Origin of the sequence: Anaerococcus sp. Marseille-Q5996 (genome assembly GCF_946893725.1) — a bacterium.
GTDB lineage: Bacteria > Bacillota > Clostridia > Tissierellales > Peptoniphilaceae > Anaerococcus > Anaerococcus martiniensis.
This window is the reverse complement of the sequence record NZ_CAMPPE010000001.1, coordinates 88,965-105,038: the sequence shown is the minus strand read 5'-3', so window position 1 is coordinate 105,038 and position 16,074 is coordinate 88,965. Positions and strand designations below refer to the sequence as shown.

At 33.2% G+C, this 16,074-nt stretch carries 16 protein-coding genes; 7 read left to right on the top strand and 9 right to left on the bottom strand.

Annotated elements, in window-relative coordinates; all coding sequences use genetic code 11:
- Positions 1 to 68 precede the first annotated feature (68 nt).
- The 9 genes from OC526_RS00470 to rpmH form a co-directional block, all read right to left on the bottom strand.
- Complete coding sequence (locus tag OC526_RS00470; RefSeq protein WP_262121186.1) at positions 69 to 521, bottom strand: OsmC family protein; 453 nt, start codon at positions 519 to 521, stop codon at positions 69 to 71.
- Entirely contained in the window at positions 514 to 1,689 is a 1,176-nt protein-coding gene (locus OC526_RS00465) for a cobalamin-independent methionine synthase II family protein (RefSeq protein ID WP_262121185.1), read from the bottom strand. Before OC526_RS00465 ends, OC526_RS00470 begins: the two co-directional genes overlap by 8 nt.
- On the bottom strand, positions 1,679 to 2,506 hold the full coding sequence (locus OC526_RS00460) for a phosphate/phosphite/phosphonate ABC transporter substrate-binding protein (protein WP_262121183.1): 828 nt from the start codon (positions 2,504 to 2,506) through the stop codon (positions 1,679 to 1,681). Before OC526_RS00460 ends, OC526_RS00465 begins: the two co-directional genes overlap by 11 nt.
- 27 nt (positions 2,507 to 2,533) lie before the next feature.
- Entirely contained in the window at positions 2,534 to 3,664 is a 1,131-nt protein-coding gene (locus tag OC526_RS00455; protein ID WP_262121181.1) for an acyl-CoA dehydrogenase family protein, read from the bottom strand.
- A gap of 176 nt (positions 3,665 to 3,840) precedes the next feature.
- Positions 3,841 to 5,136: an RNA-binding cell elongation regulator Jag/EloR gene (gene jag, locus OC526_RS00450; RefSeq protein WP_262121179.1), complete on the bottom strand. Its 1,296-nt coding sequence runs from the start codon at positions 5,134 to 5,136 to the stop codon at positions 3,841 to 3,843.
- The gene (locus OC526_RS00445) at positions 5,096 to 5,860 is read right to left on the bottom strand and encodes a YidC/Oxa1 family membrane protein insertase (RefSeq protein WP_262121177.1); all 765 of its coding nucleotides are present in this window, start codon (positions 5,858 to 5,860) and stop codon (positions 5,096 to 5,098) included. Before OC526_RS00445 ends, jag begins: the two co-directional genes overlap by 41 nt.
- A 47-nt stretch (positions 5,861 to 5,907) precedes the next feature.
- Entirely contained in the window at positions 5,908 to 6,123 is a 216-nt protein-coding gene (gene yidD / locus OC526_RS00440; protein WP_262121175.1) for a membrane protein insertion efficiency factor YidD, read from the bottom strand.
- Positions 6,113 to 6,463: a ribonuclease P protein component gene (gene rnpA / locus OC526_RS00435; RefSeq protein ID WP_262121173.1), complete on the bottom strand. Its 351-nt coding sequence runs from the start codon at positions 6,461 to 6,463 to the stop codon at positions 6,113 to 6,115. Before rnpA ends, yidD begins: the two co-directional genes overlap by 11 nt.
- A gap of 57 nt (positions 6,464 to 6,520) precedes the next feature.
- Positions 6,521 to 6,655: a 50S ribosomal protein L34 gene (rpmH, locus tag OC526_RS00430; RefSeq protein ID WP_019191371.1), complete on the bottom strand. Its 135-nt coding sequence runs from the start codon at positions 6,653 to 6,655 to the stop codon at positions 6,521 to 6,523.
- Positions 6,656 to 7,314: 659 nt separating this feature from the next.
- Between rpmH and dnaA the strand changes: the two genes are divergently transcribed.
- The 7 genes from dnaA (at position 7,315) to OC526_RS00395 (ending at position 16,071) form a co-directional block, all read left to right on the top strand.
- Positions 7,315 to 8,748 (top strand): chromosomal replication initiator protein DnaA, encoded by a 1,434-nt coding sequence (dnaA, locus tag OC526_RS00425; RefSeq protein ID WP_316043761.1) that lies wholly within the window; start codon positions 7,315 to 7,317, stop codon positions 8,746 to 8,748.
- A 224-nt stretch (positions 8,749 to 8,972) separates the two neighbouring features.
- Positions 8,973 to 10,085, top strand: a complete 1,113-nt coding sequence (gene dnaN, locus OC526_RS00420; RefSeq protein WP_262121169.1) for a DNA polymerase III subunit beta — start codon at positions 8,973 to 8,975, stop codon at positions 10,083 to 10,085.
- Positions 10,086 to 10,101: 16 nt separating this feature from the next.
- Complete coding sequence (locus OC526_RS00415; protein ID WP_262121167.1) at positions 10,102 to 10,308, top strand: RNA-binding S4 domain-containing protein; 207 nt, start codon at positions 10,102 to 10,104, stop codon at positions 10,306 to 10,308.
- Complete coding sequence (recF, locus tag OC526_RS00410) at positions 10,308 to 11,387, top strand: DNA replication/repair protein RecF (RefSeq protein WP_262121165.1); 1,080 nt, start codon at positions 10,308 to 10,310, stop codon at positions 11,385 to 11,387. The genes OC526_RS00415 and recF overlap by 1 nt, the downstream gene beginning before the upstream one ends.
- 16 nt (positions 11,388 to 11,403) lie before the next feature.
- Positions 11,404 to 13,305: a DNA topoisomerase (ATP-hydrolyzing) subunit B gene (gyrB, locus tag OC526_RS00405; RefSeq protein ID WP_262121163.1), complete on the top strand. Its 1,902-nt coding sequence runs from the start codon at positions 11,404 to 11,406 to the stop codon at positions 13,303 to 13,305.
- 8 nt (positions 13,306 to 13,313) lie between these two features.
- The gene (gyrA, locus tag OC526_RS00400; protein ID WP_262121161.1) at positions 13,314 to 15,776 is read left to right on the top strand and encodes a DNA gyrase subunit A; all 2,463 of its coding nucleotides are present in this window, start codon (positions 13,314 to 13,316) and stop codon (positions 15,774 to 15,776) included.
- Positions 15,769 to 16,071 carry an STAS domain-containing protein gene (locus OC526_RS00395; RefSeq protein WP_262121158.1) on the top strand — a complete coding sequence of 101 codons (303 nt, stop codon included), beginning with the start codon at positions 15,769 to 15,771 and terminating at the stop codon, positions 16,069 to 16,071. The genes gyrA and OC526_RS00395 overlap by 8 nt, the downstream gene beginning before the upstream one ends.
- Positions 16,072 to 16,074: the final 3 nt, after the last annotated feature.

Below are 16,074 nucleotides of genomic sequence, written 5' to 3'. Positions count from 1 at the left end.
ATAAATCCTTACTTCATTATCAAGCTTAACAAAAATTAAAAAAAGCAGTCAGTAATGACTGCTTTTTATTATAAAACTGTTTTAAAATTAACTTTAACCTTATCCTTAAAGGTATTATAAATTAAAGTCCTTTTTAAAACTTCATCTAAAAATTCGTCCAGTTTTTCTCCTTCTAAAAAAGAGAAGAAGTAAACATCTACTTCTAGTTTTTCTATCAAACCTGGATCTTCATAACCTATTACATTTAATAAATACATGGGATTTGAGATTTCTAAGTCCGCCTTAGCTTCTATATCTTGGAGAATTTCCCCACGTTTTTTTGCTACTTTCATCATGGTTAGCAAAATCTCTGAAACAATTGATGATACAAATAAATCTATAGACGTAAATTCATCTTTTTCCGAATCAAAGGATATGGCTTGGTCGACACTTGTGGATGTTTTTTCATTATAAACTTTAACATCTTCATCAAAGACCACCGCCCTAAATGATTTGGAAAAATAATTTATATCATCATTCATAGTCAGCTCTCAATCTATCCCTTGCTTCTACCATAGATCCCACTTTGGCTTTTATATTCTCGTATTCATTTACAGGCCTATTAGAAAATGTTGCAAAGCCACAATCAGGATTTAGCCATAGATTTTCTTTATCAATGTAAGTTAAAGCTTCCTTGGCTCTATTGTAGATTACATCTACATCTTCTTTTTCATCAAATCTAGGATTTAGAACTCCAAGCCCTAAAATTAACTTGTTTTTTATTCTTTCATCTGCTAAGAGAGATTTTAACTCTCCTGCCCTTGGTGTGGAAAACTCTAGGGCCAGCAAATCTGCATTTATATCAGAAAATAAATCAAGAAGTGGTGTATAAGGGCCTTCAAGTAAGATACTTTCATCCTTGCTCCAATTGCCCCTGCAAACGTGCATGGAGGCTATAGATTTTTCACTATCTATGCCATCCATAACACTTTTTATAAGATGAGTTGCAAATTCTAATTCTTCTGTCGGATCTTTTCTTTGGGATAGGGAAGCACACATAAAGGTCCTTGGCCTACCTTCTGTAAAAACTATCTCTGTTAGAACTGGCTCATCAAATTGGATGACATCAACACCTATTCCTTGTAATTTTGCTATCTCTTTTTTAAAGATTTTTATTATATCTTCACCCAAGTCTTCCTTACTATCATAGTAATTTGAGCTGACATTTGGTAGCCACATACTACGGGTTACAAGGTATGGACCTGGTAGGGTGATTTTTACAGGTCTATCGGTAAAAGATTTTAATTTTTTAAGTTCACTTGCTACTATATCGCCTGTGTATTCTACTTTACCCGTACAAATTGCATTTTTTATAGAAGAAGCTGGGACATCTAGGGTATTTAAGATATTTTCAAATTCTCTTTTGTCATCCACATAATCTAGCATTTCTGCCATAGACATTTGAGAAACTCCACCAAGTTTTTCAGATATAAATGATACATAGTTATCACGTCCTATTTCTCCACTTGTTATTATATCTATATCTAAATCTTCTTGAAGTTTTACTACTTCTTTTGTTTTCTCATCTACTAATTTTTCGTAAGTTTCTTGATCTATTAAGCCTGCGCTAAGTTTCCTACGGGCCATTAATATTTCATGGCCTCTTGGCATAGACCCTATAAGAGATGTTTTAAATAAATTAGTTTTCACTATTAAAACCTTCGATAAAGTTTCCTAGATATTCATTTGCCTTTGTAATTTGTTCAAAACCTTCGCGTCTACCTGGCATCCACTCTGTAAGGCCTTCTAGGTCCATGATTTCCTTATCTTCTTTTTTGTTATAATCCATTTTAAACATGATGTCATCAAATTCTTTAATGTCTTCATCAGCTACTTCTGGGTTAAAGGTAAAGATGCAGTGGTCAAAGTAATCTGTTTTTGATAAAATTTCTACTTCATTTTTATCAATTGTTCCATCAGCAACCCAAGCATCATAGTTTAAATCTAGGCAAAAACTTGCATCTACTTCATCATTTAATAAGGCTTTCATACTATCTAGTTCACCACCAACGTGATCACCGTGTAGTCCCACACCTATATTAAATCTTTTTTCTTCATAATCTTTTTCAAATTCTAGGCCATTTTTGTGCAAGTGATAGATTGGTATAAGTCTTGCTTGGGGAGAGTCTATAGCACCAAAACCTATTGTTTTACCCTTAAGGTCAGCTATATCATTAAATTTATCCTTTTTAACTACTAGATATGTTTGACGGTCTCTGTCAGTATCTCTCATGCAAGCAATTTTTTCTTTTTCATCAAGTCTAAGTCTTGCATCAAGTTGGGCAAGTGGGGAGTTCCAAGCTACATCAATATCTCCATTTACAAGTGCATCTACTTGGAGTTTATAGTCCTTAAAGAAAACCGGCTCTATCTCTGCTCCGTTTTCCTTATAGAATTTTTCAATCATTTCCCAAATTACAGTAACTCTTGGAGCATAAATAACAGCTCCAACTTTTAATTTATTCATTAAAAAACCTTCCTTTTTGATTAAGTATTAAAGTAATGGTTGGCCTGTAATAGCTCTTCCTAGCCAAACATTTAAAATATCTAATGATGGAGCCATGATTTGTCCTGCATAGGCATCTCTCATTAGTCTTTCTATTTCTGACATTCTATTATAGGTTTTTCCGCCACCTACTCTCATTGCAAGATTAGATGATTCGATTGCTCTTTCAATTGCACAAACTCTTGCTGCAATAATTTTTGCTACAGCATCTTCTTCACCATCAACCAATGATCTTGCTGCAAGCTCTGTTATAGCTTTTGAGCTTAAAGCATTAGAATAAATTTTTGCAAGGTGAACTTGTACTGTTTCGATGTTAGCAAGATTTGATCCATCTGGATATTTTCTATTTAAGGCATAGTCATTTGTAACATTTGAAAGTCTTAAGTTAAGTCCTGTATAAACGCTAGCCAGACCTAAAATGAAGTATGGAGCTACTATATTAAATACTTGAGCTTCTCCAGAACCTTCTTCACCAATACGATTTTCTTCTGGAAGAGTTACACCGTTTATTTGCATTGGGCAAGAAACATTTCCCCTCATGCCAATGCCTTTCCAATGTTCCATTTTAAATTCTAAACCTTCACTGTCAATTGGTACTAGCCAGTTATTTATATCTCCTTCTTTTTCAGTTGATGGGGTTAAAATTAAGTAATAGCTTGCATGTGTTGCACTTGTTACCATGGATTTAACACCATTAAATACATATTCGCCGTTTTCTTTCTTTTCTACTTTTACTTCTGGAATATAAAAGTGAGTTCCTGTTCCAAATTCAGAATAAGCAAGTGCCATAAAAACGTTATTTTCAATAATATCATTTACAACACGTTTTTTAAGTTCTTCATTTCCTTCATTTAAAACTGTCATTAAAGCTACGTTATGCATCATATAGCAAAGCCCTGCTGTTGGGTTACTTTCAGCAAAAGCCATTACTGCTTGTTGGTGTTCAACAGCTGTTTTTCCTAGTCCACCCATTTCTTCTGGGATTAAGAGCTTAAAGTATCCTGCTTTTCCCATTTCTTCAAAAGATTCTACAGGGAATCTGCTTTCCTCATCACTACTACGAGTGTATGGCTCGATGTGTTCTTTAGCAAATTGTTTTGCTTCTTGGTAAAAATCCATATTTAACCTCCTAAAAATATCGTTTACATTTATATAATATCAAGTTACTGTTAAAATGTCCACAATTTTATACAATATTTTTTGTAAAATATTAATTAATATTAACTATCTTATATATCAAAGTACCGAGACATTTATTTTTTAAACAAAAAAAGCAGTCAATATGACTGCCTTTTTTATTCTTCGCTATCATCCACATAGTCAACAACTATATATCTTTTTGGTTCCATGCCTTCTGAGTGGCTTGTTATATTTGGATATTTGCTGATTTCTTCGTGGGCTAATCTTCTTTCGTAGGAATTCATGTATTTTAAGTTCCAAGGTTTTTTGCTTCTTTGAACTTTTCTTGCTGTATCTGCTGCAAGTTCTACAATTTTTTCGTCCCTGCGTTTTTTGTAGTTATTGATATCTACATTTACTCTTAGGTTATTTGCTCTTGAGTCGATGGATTTTCTAACTAAAAGTTCAATTGCATCTAGGGTTGCTCCACCTTTTCCAATTGCTATTCCAGTGTCTTCTTCAGCAACTTTTGCATCAAGTTTTATGATAGAACCTTCTAGGTTGCCGTATACACTTGGGTTTTCAAAGTGCATTTCTTTTAGGATATTTTCTAAAAATTCTTTGGCCTTATAAAATTTTTCTATGTCTGTTTGTTGTTTTTCTTGGGCAATAGTTGGTTTTGCTTCTACTTTAAAGTCTTCTGCCAAATCAGATGATTTTTCTTTTTTTTCTTCATCTTTTAAATCTTCTTCAGAGTTTTCAAGGTCTACTTCTGGATTTGATTCAAATGTTATTTTTGATGACTTACTTATGACCTTGTAGTTTTCTTGGTCTGAAATTTCTTTATTTTCTTGGTCAAAGTCTATATTTTCAAAGCTTTTTTCTTCTTTGCTTTCATTTTCCCAAGGGTCAACTACATGGGCTTCATAGTTTTCGTTATTGTCAATTTTGCTTATTCTCTCATCTAATTCTTTGGTCAAATCCACATTTTCGCTTTTATGACCCTTTGAATTTTCTTGGTAAGAATTTATCTTTTGAAGTCTTTCGTATTCGCCATAATTTTCGTCATCATATGTTATTTGATGGATGCTTGCTTCAAAGTCCCTGCCTTCTTTTTCATAAATTTCATAGGAATCATTTTCTGATTCATAATCTTCTTGGCTTTCATAATTGGCACGGGCTTCATCTTCGTAGTATTTGCTGCGGTCTTTGATATTGTATTCTTTGTCAAATTCGCCAGATTTTAGAGAATCGTATCTGATTTCATTTTCTAAATCTATCATAGCTTCATTGATATCTTCATCAAAGCTGATGCGGACAACTGCATCCTTGCTTCCTAAGCCTAAAAATCCAGCTGATCCTTCTTCTATGATTTCAATTTCTACTTCAGATCTTGATTTACCAATTTCTGCTAGAGCTTTTCTAATAGCCTCATCTTTTGTTTTTGCTTGTTTTATTATTGACTTTCTCATTTTTTACCTCGTTTGTGTGAACTTGATTAGGTTTTTTGATTGTATAATGCATTATAACCATGATTATGAGTCTAATTAAAGAACTCATTGTGTAATATAAAGGTAGACCTGCTGGTAGACCTCTAAACATAAAGAAATATAAGATTGGCATCATTAAAAAAGTTTTATTCATGCTTGCCATTGGCCCTTCAGCCATTTGTGGGTTGGTTTTCATTGAAAATAATTGCACTAAAATTTGAGAAACACTTGTTGCAAGTGGCAAACCAAACCAATATGGATCTTTTTGAGTAAGGTCACCTATCCAGTAAAAATCTTTTCTTATTCCTTCAATGCCTTCAGGGAATACGAATTTGGTTGTATCCTGCATAACTCTAAATAAGGCAAAGATGATTAAAAGTTGGATAATCATAATAAGACATGAAGATAGACCTGGATTTACATTTTCTTCCTTATAAAGCTCTTGCATTTTTTGTTGCATAATTTGAGGATCATAAGAATATTTTTTCTTTATTTCATCCATTTTAGGTTTAATCTTTTGGGTATTTTCTGCTGTCTTTTGTTGGGAAACTGTAACAGGGATGATAATAAGGCTGACAAGCAGGGTCATAAGGATAATTGAAATTGCATAAAAACTTATATTACTAGGTTCAACTTGGCTAGAGCTAAGTGAATCGTAAATCCACCTCATTAGTTGACCTAATAAGGAAGCTAAAAAATTTATCATATACTCTCCATTTTTCTAATAAATTCTCGTGTGTAGGACTAATTGGATTATTTAACAGGGTCGTATCCGCCCTTGGAAAAAGGATTACATCTTAAAATTCTCCACAAAGACATAAAAAATGCTTTAAAAAATCCATATTTAGTAAAACACTCAACTGCATATGTTGAGCAGGAAGGATAATATTTGCATTTTCCAAAGCCTAATTGTGGAGAAATGTAAGTCTTGTAAAAATTTATCATTTTTATAAAAATTTTATTTAACATAAAAAATCTTATTCTTTTTAAAAGCAATGCTCATAACATGGCCAAAAGTCTTTTTTAAGGCCTGGTAATCATAAGATGTAACATGTTTTTTTGGGATAATTACAATATCAACACCATTGAGCTTATTGTAATTTATCCTTACTATATCGCGCAATTTTCTTTTTAAGGCATTACGCTGGTTGGCCTTGCCAATTTTTTTGCTAATAGAAAAGCCAAATCTAGGATGGTTTAGACCATTTTTTTTAATCAATATAGTAAAGTCTCTGTTATAAAAAGCATCACTTTTTCTGTAAACTCTTTGAAAGTCAGTATCTTTTCTTAAACTAAGTCGCTTTTCCATCTACGTCCTAAATTTCTAATAAGCTGTGCTTAAAAGCTAGGATTACTATCTACTATATTAAGCAGATAATCTTTTTCTATTTTTTTTGCGGCGAGCTTTAAGTACTCTTCTTCCACCTGGAGAAGACATTCTTTTTCTAAAACCGTGATCTTTTGCTCTTTTTCTTCTATTTGGTTGATAGGTTCTTTTCATACTAACACCTCCTACTTATAATTTTAGACTCATACTATTATATGAATAAAGGGGCAATCTGTCAAGATTATTTAGCAATTTTACATAAAAAAATGGGTAGATGAATAAGATTTGCATAATAAAATTTATAAATATACTAAAAACCCTTAAAATAGCTGATAAAATTTCATTGTGGATAAGATTTTTGGAAAAATTTTTATGCACAGCTTTTAAACACAAATTTTACTTGGATAAATATGAGCAATAGTGATTGTAAAAAATTACTTATCCCATAATCTTGGGATAAAGAGAAAAATAATATAAATAAATTTAATAAATACACAGACTTATCCACATATGCACATATTTTAAAAGTTGAATTTAAAATTTAATAATAGTTTTCCCAAAACTTATCAATGGCCTGTGGATAAGTTGTCAAATCCTCTAATTTGTAGTATAATTTCAGGTGTAAAAGACTTGGGAAAAGATAAAAATCCCTTTTCATGAAATGTTTTTATGTGGAAAAGTTTTAAAAATAAAAATATTTTATGATGGTTTTTATAATAAATCCCCAAATTGTAAGGAAAATTTTTATAAACATAGACTTATCCACAATTTAATCCACATTGGTGGATAAGTATCAAAATCCTAGTTAAAATTTGAAATATAGGCTTTTGACTATGTGGATAGATTTTCTTATGAAAGGCATGGTAATGATTAGTTTAGAATACATTACAGATGAATTAAAAAATGAAATGAAAATGAATATTGCCGACCAATCGCAATATGATACATGGATAGATATACTAAAACCCTTAAATCTATACGAAAACACCCTTTATCTTGAGATTCCAAAATCAGAAATGATGTTTGTTTACGAAAAGATATGGACTCCAGCCCTTCAAGAGGCCCTAGATAATATAAATAAAGAAAATGATTTTGATCTTAGGATTGTGGTTATTGCCAAAGATAGCGATAGCTACAATAGGGTAATGGAAATGGGCAAAAATTATGAGGCCAATGGGCAAATGCGTTTAAAGGAAGTAAATAAGTTTCCAAAACCTATTCTTGACCGCAATTATACCTTTGAAAATTTTGTTCAAGGTAAGTCAAACCAATATGCCCACGCCATTGCAAGTGCAGTTACCCAAAATATTATAAATGACAATCCTACCAAAATTTATAATCCTCTTTTTATATATGGGGAATCAGGGCTAGGAAAAACTCACTTGATGCAGGCTATAGCTCATAAGATTTTAGAAGAACGCGATGACTTATATGTTATGTATATTTCTAGTGAACGCTTTACAAATGAATTGATTGCTAGTATACAACCATCTAGCAAAAATAAAAACCAAAACCTAAACCAAGAATTTAGAGATAAGTACAGGTCAGCTGACATACTATTAATAGATGATATTCAGTTTTTATCTAACAAAGAAGGTACACAAACAGAGTTATTCCACACCTTCAATGACCTCTACTATGCTGATAAGCAAATCGTCCTATCATCTGATCGACCACCCCTTGAAATAAAGGACTTGGAAGACAGATTATTATCCAGATTTTCATGGGGAATTACAGTAGATATTGGCAAACCAGATTTTGAAACCCGTGTTGCAATCCTTCAAAAAAAATCTGATGAACTAGGTGCCTATATAGATAATGAAATTTTAACCTATATAGCAGAAAATATTGATACAAATATCAGAGACCTAGAAGGAGCCTTATCAACAGCCATAGCCTATGCTAAGGGTGATAATAGAAATACTATAAATATGGATGATGCCAAAAAGGGCGTCAATACCAGGAGTTTAAATAAGAAAAAACACGTAAGTATAGAGGATATACAAAGATTTGTGGGCGAGAAATATAATATAAAAGTTTCTGATATAAAAGGAAAATCCAGGAAAAAAGATTTAGTTCGTCCAAGACATATTTCAATGTATCTTGCCCGCGACATCCTAGATGATAGTTTAGTTACAATATCAAATGCCTTTGAACGTGACCACACCACAGTCATGCATGGGATTGATAAAGTAAAAGATGAGATGGCCCTAGATCCTGATTTTAAGGATGAGATAGAAAGTCTAAAAAAAGCAATTACAGAGTAAAATGTGTATATCTTGGTGGATATCATTGTGGATAAGTTAAAATTTATATTTTAACAATCTATGAAAAAGGATATGTGGATAAAGACAAAAGTTATCCAAGACTTTTCCTTAAGTGATTTTGGAAAAATTTTGGCATATTATAAACATCAATTATACTTATCCACATATATACACCCCCTACTACTAATACTACTAAATATATATAGTTATATGAGGAGCACTTTATGAAAATTGAAGTAAAACAAAATGAGCTAATGAATGCTATCAACATAGCAAGTAAGGCAGTAAGCAAAAATACCAATATTCAAATTCATGAATTAATATACTTTGAGGCAAAAGATGATAGACTCTTACTGACTGCTTTTGATGGAGAAATTACAATTTTAACTTCTATCCCAGCCCTAGTAAAAGAAGAAGGTGAAATGGCAGTAAAGGCAAATCTATTTTCAGGTATCATTAGAAAATTGCCAAATGATACGGTAAAAATCGAAATTAAAGATGGTAAAATAAATATCAAAAGCCAAAACTCAAACTTTAATCTAATAGCCTTTGAATATTTTGAAAAACAAGACTTGTCATTGCCAGATTCTGAGCCAATAGAAATTGCCAATGATAAATTAAAAAGATCTATTCTACAAACAGAATTTGCAACTAGCATAGATGAAACAAAACTTGCCCTAACAGGAATTTTATTTGAATTAAAGGAAAATTATCTAAATATGGTAGCCCTTGATGGTTATAGGGTGGCGCTTAAGAAAAATAAAATTGACTATCCTTCTTCCTTTGAAGATAGCGAGTTTATTATCCCAAAAAGATCTCTTATGGAGTGGTCTAGGATAATTTCTGATGATAATACAACTTACATTTTCAAAAATGAAAATGACATAGTATTTAAAAGTGAATCGACTACTATGTATTGCAAAGTAATTGACAAAAACTTTATAGACTACAGAAATATTATAAATGATATTTCTGATACATCAGTTATATTAAGTAGGGACAGCCTAGCTCGTGCCCTTGACCGTGCCCAAGTACTTTCTGATCCAGGAAAAGCAAATCTAATTAGGATAGAAATTGCTGAAAACCACATGGTTATCAAATCAAACTCAGAAGTGGGAGATGTAAAAGAAGTTGTAGAAACTGAACAAAATGGTGAAGATCTAGACATAGCCTTTAACGCTCGCTACATGCAAGAGGGTGTAAAGGCAAATGAGTCTGACAATATAAAATTAACCTTCAAATCTTCATTAAATCCTTGCCTAATTTATCCAGTAGATAGCAAATATGAAGATGAAGAATTCACCTACCTTGTATTGCCAGTTAGACTAGCAAATTAAAAAAGAAAGAAATTTTATGGAAAATTTAGAATTTGAAGCTGAAATGATAACCCTAAAAGACCTACTAAAGGCTACACAATTAGTCCATTCAGGTGGCCTTTCTAAGCTAATCATAAAAGAAGAAGGAGTCCTTCTTAACGATGAGCCTTGCTTTATTCCTGGCAAAAAATTATACAAGGGCGATAGGGTTATTTTTGATAATATTAGCATAACAATCATATAATGTGGATAAGCGAAATAGAAGTTAAAAATTTTAGAAATTATCAAAATGAGAATGTAAATTTTAATGATGGTATATATATTTTTTTGGGAGACAATGCCCAAGGCAAGACTAATCTTCTAGAATCCTTATATTACCTAGCCAATGCCACATCCTTTAAAAAAATACGTGATAGGGACATAATTAGCTTTGGTAAAGACCGTATGCATTTAAAGGGACTAATAAGAAAAGACAGGTATTTTAAAAAGGTTTTAATAGATATTGAGGATGGGGAAAAGAAAATTTGCGTAAATGGAGTAAAATATGAGAGGAACAAAGATTTAAAGGCACTTTTTTCTTTGGTTTTATTTACTCCAGAAGATTTGCTAATTATAAAAGAAGGACCAAATCTTAGGCGTGATTTGATAGATGAAATCATAATATCCATTGATTTTGCCTACAAAAATAGCAAAAAAGAGTATGAAAAATTAATTTACCAAAGAAATAAACTTTTGAAAAAGCAAAATTCTCCTTATTTTAATCAGCAATTGGATGCCTTTGATAAGGGGCTTGTTAAATACGGCTTTAAAATTTTTAAACGCAGGGCCAAATTTATAAAAATAATCGACCAATTTGCAAATGACTATCACAGCAAACTTTCAGCAGGCAAGGAGGATTTAAGACTAATTTACAATCCAGATATAAATGCTGATTCATTGGAAGATTATTATCAAAAATTTGTAAGTGCAAGAAATGATGACCTTAGATATATGACTACCCAAAGGGGGATTCATAAGGATGATATTGATATTACAATCAATGATAGACTCATCAAAAATTTTGGCTCCCAAGGCCAGCAAAGGTCTGCAATTTTAAATATAAAACTTGCCCAAGTAAAACTAATTATGGAAGTGACAGGTGAAAAATCTGTCATTTTGTTTGATGATGTTTTCTCAGAGCTAGATGAAAAAAGATCTCATTTTCTTTTGGAAAACCTAGCGGGCTATCAGACAATTATTACAGCTACCAACACCAAGTCTTTGGATATGGTAGATAAGTCAAATATCAGAAAAATTGCAAATGGCAAGATTTTAGATATTTGAATGAGAAAGGAAAAATATGACAGAAACTAATTATGATGCCGGTAATATTAAGGTTTTAGAGGGACTTGAACCTGTCCGTCTAAGACCTGGTATGTATATCGGTTCGACAAGCGAAAAAGGACTTCACCATTTGGTTTACGAAGTTGTAGACAACTCCATAGATGAAGCCCTAGCTGGTCGTTGTGATTACATAAAAGTAACTGTATCAGAAGATAATATTATTAGTGTAGAAGACGATGGATCAGGTATCCCAGTAAAAGAACACCCACAAACTGGAAAATCAACTCTAGAAACTGTTTTAACTGTTCTTCACGCTGGTGGTAAATTTGACTCATCTGCCTACCAATTTTCAGGTGGACTACACGGGGTAGGGGTTTCAGTAGTAAACGCTCTATCAGAATATTTAATAGCTGATGTCAAAAGAGATGGCCACCACTACAGGATGAGCTTTGAACGAGGAGTCGCTACAAGTGATCTTGAAGTTTTAGGAGAAACATCAGAAACTGGTACAACTATCATCTTCAAACCAGATGCAGAAATATTTGAAACAACAGAATTTGATAAAAAAACCTTGGAACGCAGATTCCGTGAAATGGCTTTTTTAAATTCTGGTGTACAAATTATCTTTGAAGATGAACGTGATGAATCCACTCAAACATTTAAATACGACGGTGGGGTTAGCGAATTTGTAGAATATTTAAACCGCAACAAAGATCCAATAATGGAAACTATTCCACATTTTGTAGGTAGCCAAGAAGACACAGAAATTGAAATTGCTTTCCAATATACAGATTCATATAGCGAAAATATCCTAACCTTTGCAAATAATATTTACACACCAGAAGGTGGTACACATCTATCAGGATTTAGGTCAGCCCTAACCCGTGGTGTAAATGATTATGCCCGTAAATATAAAATTCTTAAGGAAAATGAAGACAATCTCCAAGGTGAAGATGTCCGTGAAGGAATGACAGCCATAGTTTCTGTAAAAATATCTGAACCACAATTTGAGGGTCAAACAAAAGCAAAACTTGGTAACTCAGAGGTAAGGGGAGCTGTTGATACATTTTTCTCTAACAAATTAGAATCATTTTTAGAAGAAAATCCAAAAGTTGCAGCAACTATCCTAGATAAGGCCCTATCTTCAAGAAGAGCCAGAGAAGCTGCAAGAAAAGCAAGGGACCTTACTCGTAAAAGATCAATTTTAGATAGCGCTACCCTTCCAGGTAAACTTGCCGACTGCCAATCAACAGATATTAGCGAAAATGAAATCTTTATCGTCGAAGGTAACTCTGCTGGTGGTTCTGCCAAAGGTGGCCGTGACAATAAAACCCAAGCCATCCTACCTTTACGTGGGAAAATCTTAAACGTAGAAAAGGCAAAACTTGATAGAATTTTAAATTCTGAAGAGATAAAGGCCATGATTACAGCCTTTGGTACAGGTATAGGCAAAGATTTTGATATTTCAAAACTAAGATACGGCAAAATCATTATCATGACAGATGCCGATGTCGATGGTGCCCACATTCGTACCCTGCTTTTAACTTTCCTATATAGATATATGAAGGATTTAATCGATGATGGCCACGTATATGTTGCCCAACCACCCCTATATAAAATTTCTCAAGGCCGCAGCGAACGTTATGTATATACAGATGCAGAACGTGATAAGGTCTTAAAAGAAATTGGCGAACAATCTTACAAAATCCAAAGATACAAGGGTCTTGGTGAGATGAATGCCGAACAACTTTGGGATACAACAATGAATCCAGATAATAGGATTTTATTACGCGTTGTGGAAGATGACGAATCAACAACAACTGATGATACCTTTGCCCTACTAATGGGAGAAAAGGTAGAACCACGCCGCGAATTTATCGAAGAAAACGCCAAATACGTAACAAATATTGACGTATAGGAGGCAAAATGACAGAAATTAAAAATGATAATAATATTATAAATGTTAATCTAGAAGACAAGATGAAGGATGCCTACCTAGATTATTCTATGTCAGTTATAGTTTCTCGTGCCCTGCCAGATGTGCGCGATGGACTAAAACCAGTTCATAGAAGAATTCTTTATGGTATGGAAGGCCTAGGTCTTGATCCAAACAAACCAACTAGAAAATCAGCCAGAGTTGTTGGGGAAGTAATGGGTAAGTATCACCCTCACGGTGACTCAGCCCTTTATGATGCCCTAGTAAGACTTGCCCAAGATTTCTCAACCAGATATCCCCTTGCCCAAGGACAAGGTAACTTTGGTTCAATAGATGGTGATGACCCAGCGGCAATGCGTTATACAGAAGTGCGTATGTCTAAAATTGCCAAGGAAATGCTACGTGATATTAACAAAAATACCGTAGATTTTATGCCAAACTTTGATGAAGAAGAACTAGAACCAACCATCTTGCCATCTAGATTCCCAAATCTTTTGGTGAATGGATCTAGCGGTATAGCCGTAGGTATGGCAACAAATATGGCTCCTCACAACCTAAATGAAGCCATCGATGCATCCATTGCCTACATGAAAAATCCTGAAATATCTATTGAAGAACTAAATCAAATCATAAAAGGACCAGATTTTCCAACTGGTGCAAAGATTTTAGGTAAAAATGGTATCAAGGAAGCCTACGAAACAGGCCGTGGAAAAGTAAAAATACGCGGTATAGCAGAAATAGAACCATTTAAGAAAAATCGTGAAAGAATCATAGTTTCAGAAATCCCATACCAAGTGAATAAGGCAAGGCTAATCGAAAAAATTGCTGATTTGGTAAAGGATAAGAGAATAGACGGTATTTCTGACATCCGTGATGAATCTGACCGTAAGGGTATGAGAATCGTCATTGAAATCAAACGCGATTCAAATGCAAATATTGTTTTAAATAATCTTTACAAATACACCCAACTTGAAACAACCTTTGGTATTATAAACCTTGCTCTAGTAGATGGCATTCCAAAAGTCCTAACCCTTAAGGAATTAATCAAATATTATATAGACCACCAAAAAGAAGTTGTTACAAGAAGAACCCAATTTGACCTAGACCGTGCCAAAGCACGTAAGCATATAGTAGAAGGTTTGATAATTGCCATTGATAATATCGATGAAATAATCAAAATCATCCGTTCTTCATATGATGATAATCAAATCAAGGGAATATTCCTAGAAAGATTTGGCCTAACAGACTTACAATCTCAAGCAATCCTAGATATGAGATTAAAACGTCTATCAGGACTTGAAATTGAAAAGCTAAACGCCGAAAACAAGGAACTTGAAGAAACTATTTCATATTTGATGGGCATTTTGGACTCAGAAGAAAAATTAATCGAACTAATCGAAGAAGAATTAAATGAGATTAAAGAAAAATACGGTGATGAACGCCGTACTAAAATTGTAGCTGATGAGGGAGAAATCGACCTTGAAGAATTAATTGAGGAAGAAGATATCCTAATTACTCTTACAAATGATGGTTACATCAAACGTCTACCAGTAGATACCTACAAGGTACAAAATCGCGGTGGCAAGGGAATCTCAGCTGCAAACACAAAAGAAGATGACTTTATCAAACGCATTATGACTACAAATACCCACGAAGATTTACTATTTTTCACTTCATTTGGTAGGGTTTATAGCTTAAAAGGATACCAAATCCCAGAAGGAAGCCGTACTAGCCGTGGTCAAGCCATAATAAATATCTTATCCCTAAATTCAGGTGAAAAAATTACAGAAATTATGCCACTTTCTTACCTAGAAGATGATGATCAAATAGTACTTCAAACAAAAAATGGTAAAATTAAGAAGACAGATGCAAATAACTTTACATCCATCCAAAGAAATGGAATCATAGCCATTGGCCTAGAAGAGGGAGATAAGCTAATATCTGCCCGCCACATTGCCAAGGAAGAAGAACTAATAATTTCAACCAAAAATGGTATGACTATCCAATTTAATACAGAAGATGTAAGAAGCATGGGCCGTCAAGCTCGTGGTGTTCGTGCTATAAAGCTAAACAAAGATGATGAAGTAGTAGCTATGAATATCAAGGGAGATGAAACCTACCTACTTGTTGTAACAGAAAATGGTTTTGGTAAGAAAACATCCTTTAATAACTTCAACAATCAAAACAGGGGTGGAAAAGGAATCAGATGCCATAAAGTTACAGAAAAAACAGGTTGCGTAGTAGACACTCTGCCAGTAGACCTTGATGATGATGTATTGATGGTATCACTAAATGGTGATATGATTAGAATAACTGCAAAAGATATTTCAACCACAGGTAGAAATACTATGGGAGTTACATTAAAAAATTTGAAAGATGAGTCAGACAAAATCGTATCAGTTGCTAAATATGATGCTAGCCTTGGAGTAGAAGTAGAGGAAGAAAATGTTTGATAAAAAAATAGAAATAATAGATGACATTCAAACCATAAAATTAAGCGGCGACCTAGATGTATATTCAGAAGATGAATTTAAATCATTTATAGATGAAGAAATCGATCCAAATAAGGATGTAAGAATAGATTTAAAAGAATTAGACTACCTAGACTCAACAGGTCTTGGTATGTTTATGAATATCTACAAAATGGTAAATGAAAATGGCAAAGAAATAAAAATCATCAATGCCAAGGACAATATCCAAAAATTATTTAAAATAACTGATTTAACAGATCTATTTGATATGGAGTAGAAA

Coding starts and splice junctions, on each gene's coding strand:
- OC526_RS00470 (WP_262121186.1), bottom strand. CDS start 521: ATGAATGATGATATAAATTATTTTTCCAAATCATTTAGGGCGGTGGTC.
- OC526_RS00460 (WP_262121183.1), bottom strand. CDS start 2,506: ATGAATAAATTAAAAGTTGGAGCTGTTATTTATGCTCCAAGAGTTACT.
- OC526_RS00455 (WP_262121181.1), bottom strand. CDS start 3,664: ATGGATTTTTACCAAGAAGCAAAACAATTTGCTAAAGAACACATCGAG.
- jag (WP_262121179.1), bottom strand. CDS start 5,136: ATGAGAAAGTCAATAATAAAACAAGCAAAAACAAAAGATGAGGCTATT.
- OC526_RS00445 (WP_262121177.1), bottom strand. CDS start 5,860: ATGATAAATTTTTTAGCTTCCTTATTAGGTCAACTAATGAGGTGGATT.
- yidD (WP_262121175.1), bottom strand. CDS start 6,123: ATGTTAAATAAAATTTTTATAAAAATGATAAATTTTTACAAGACTTAC.
- rnpA (WP_262121173.1), bottom strand. CDS start 6,463: ATGGAAAAGCGACTTAGTTTAAGAAAAGATACTGACTTTCAAAGAGTT.
- rpmH (WP_019191371.1), bottom strand. CDS start 6,655: ATGAAAAGAACCTATCAACCAAATAGAAGAAAAAGAGCAAAAGATCAC.
- dnaA (WP_316043761.1), top strand. CDS start 7,315: ATGTGGATAGATTTTCTTATGAAAGGCATGGTAATGATTAGTTTAGAA.
- dnaN (WP_262121169.1), top strand. CDS start 8,973: ATGAAAATTGAAGTAAAACAAAATGAGCTAATGAATGCTATCAACATA.
- OC526_RS00415 (WP_262121167.1), top strand. CDS start 10,102: ATGGAAAATTTAGAATTTGAAGCTGAAATGATAACCCTAAAAGACCTA.
- recF (WP_262121165.1), top strand. CDS start 10,308: ATGTGGATAAGCGAAATAGAAGTTAAAAATTTTAGAAATTATCAAAAT.
- gyrB (WP_262121163.1), top strand. CDS start 11,404: ATGACAGAAACTAATTATGATGCCGGTAATATTAAGGTTTTAGAGGGA.
- gyrA (WP_262121161.1), top strand. CDS start 13,314: ATGACAGAAATTAAAAATGATAATAATATTATAAATGTTAATCTAGAA.
- OC526_RS00395 (WP_262121158.1), top strand. CDS start 15,769: ATGTTTGATAAAAAAATAGAAATAATAGATGACATTCAAACCATAAAA.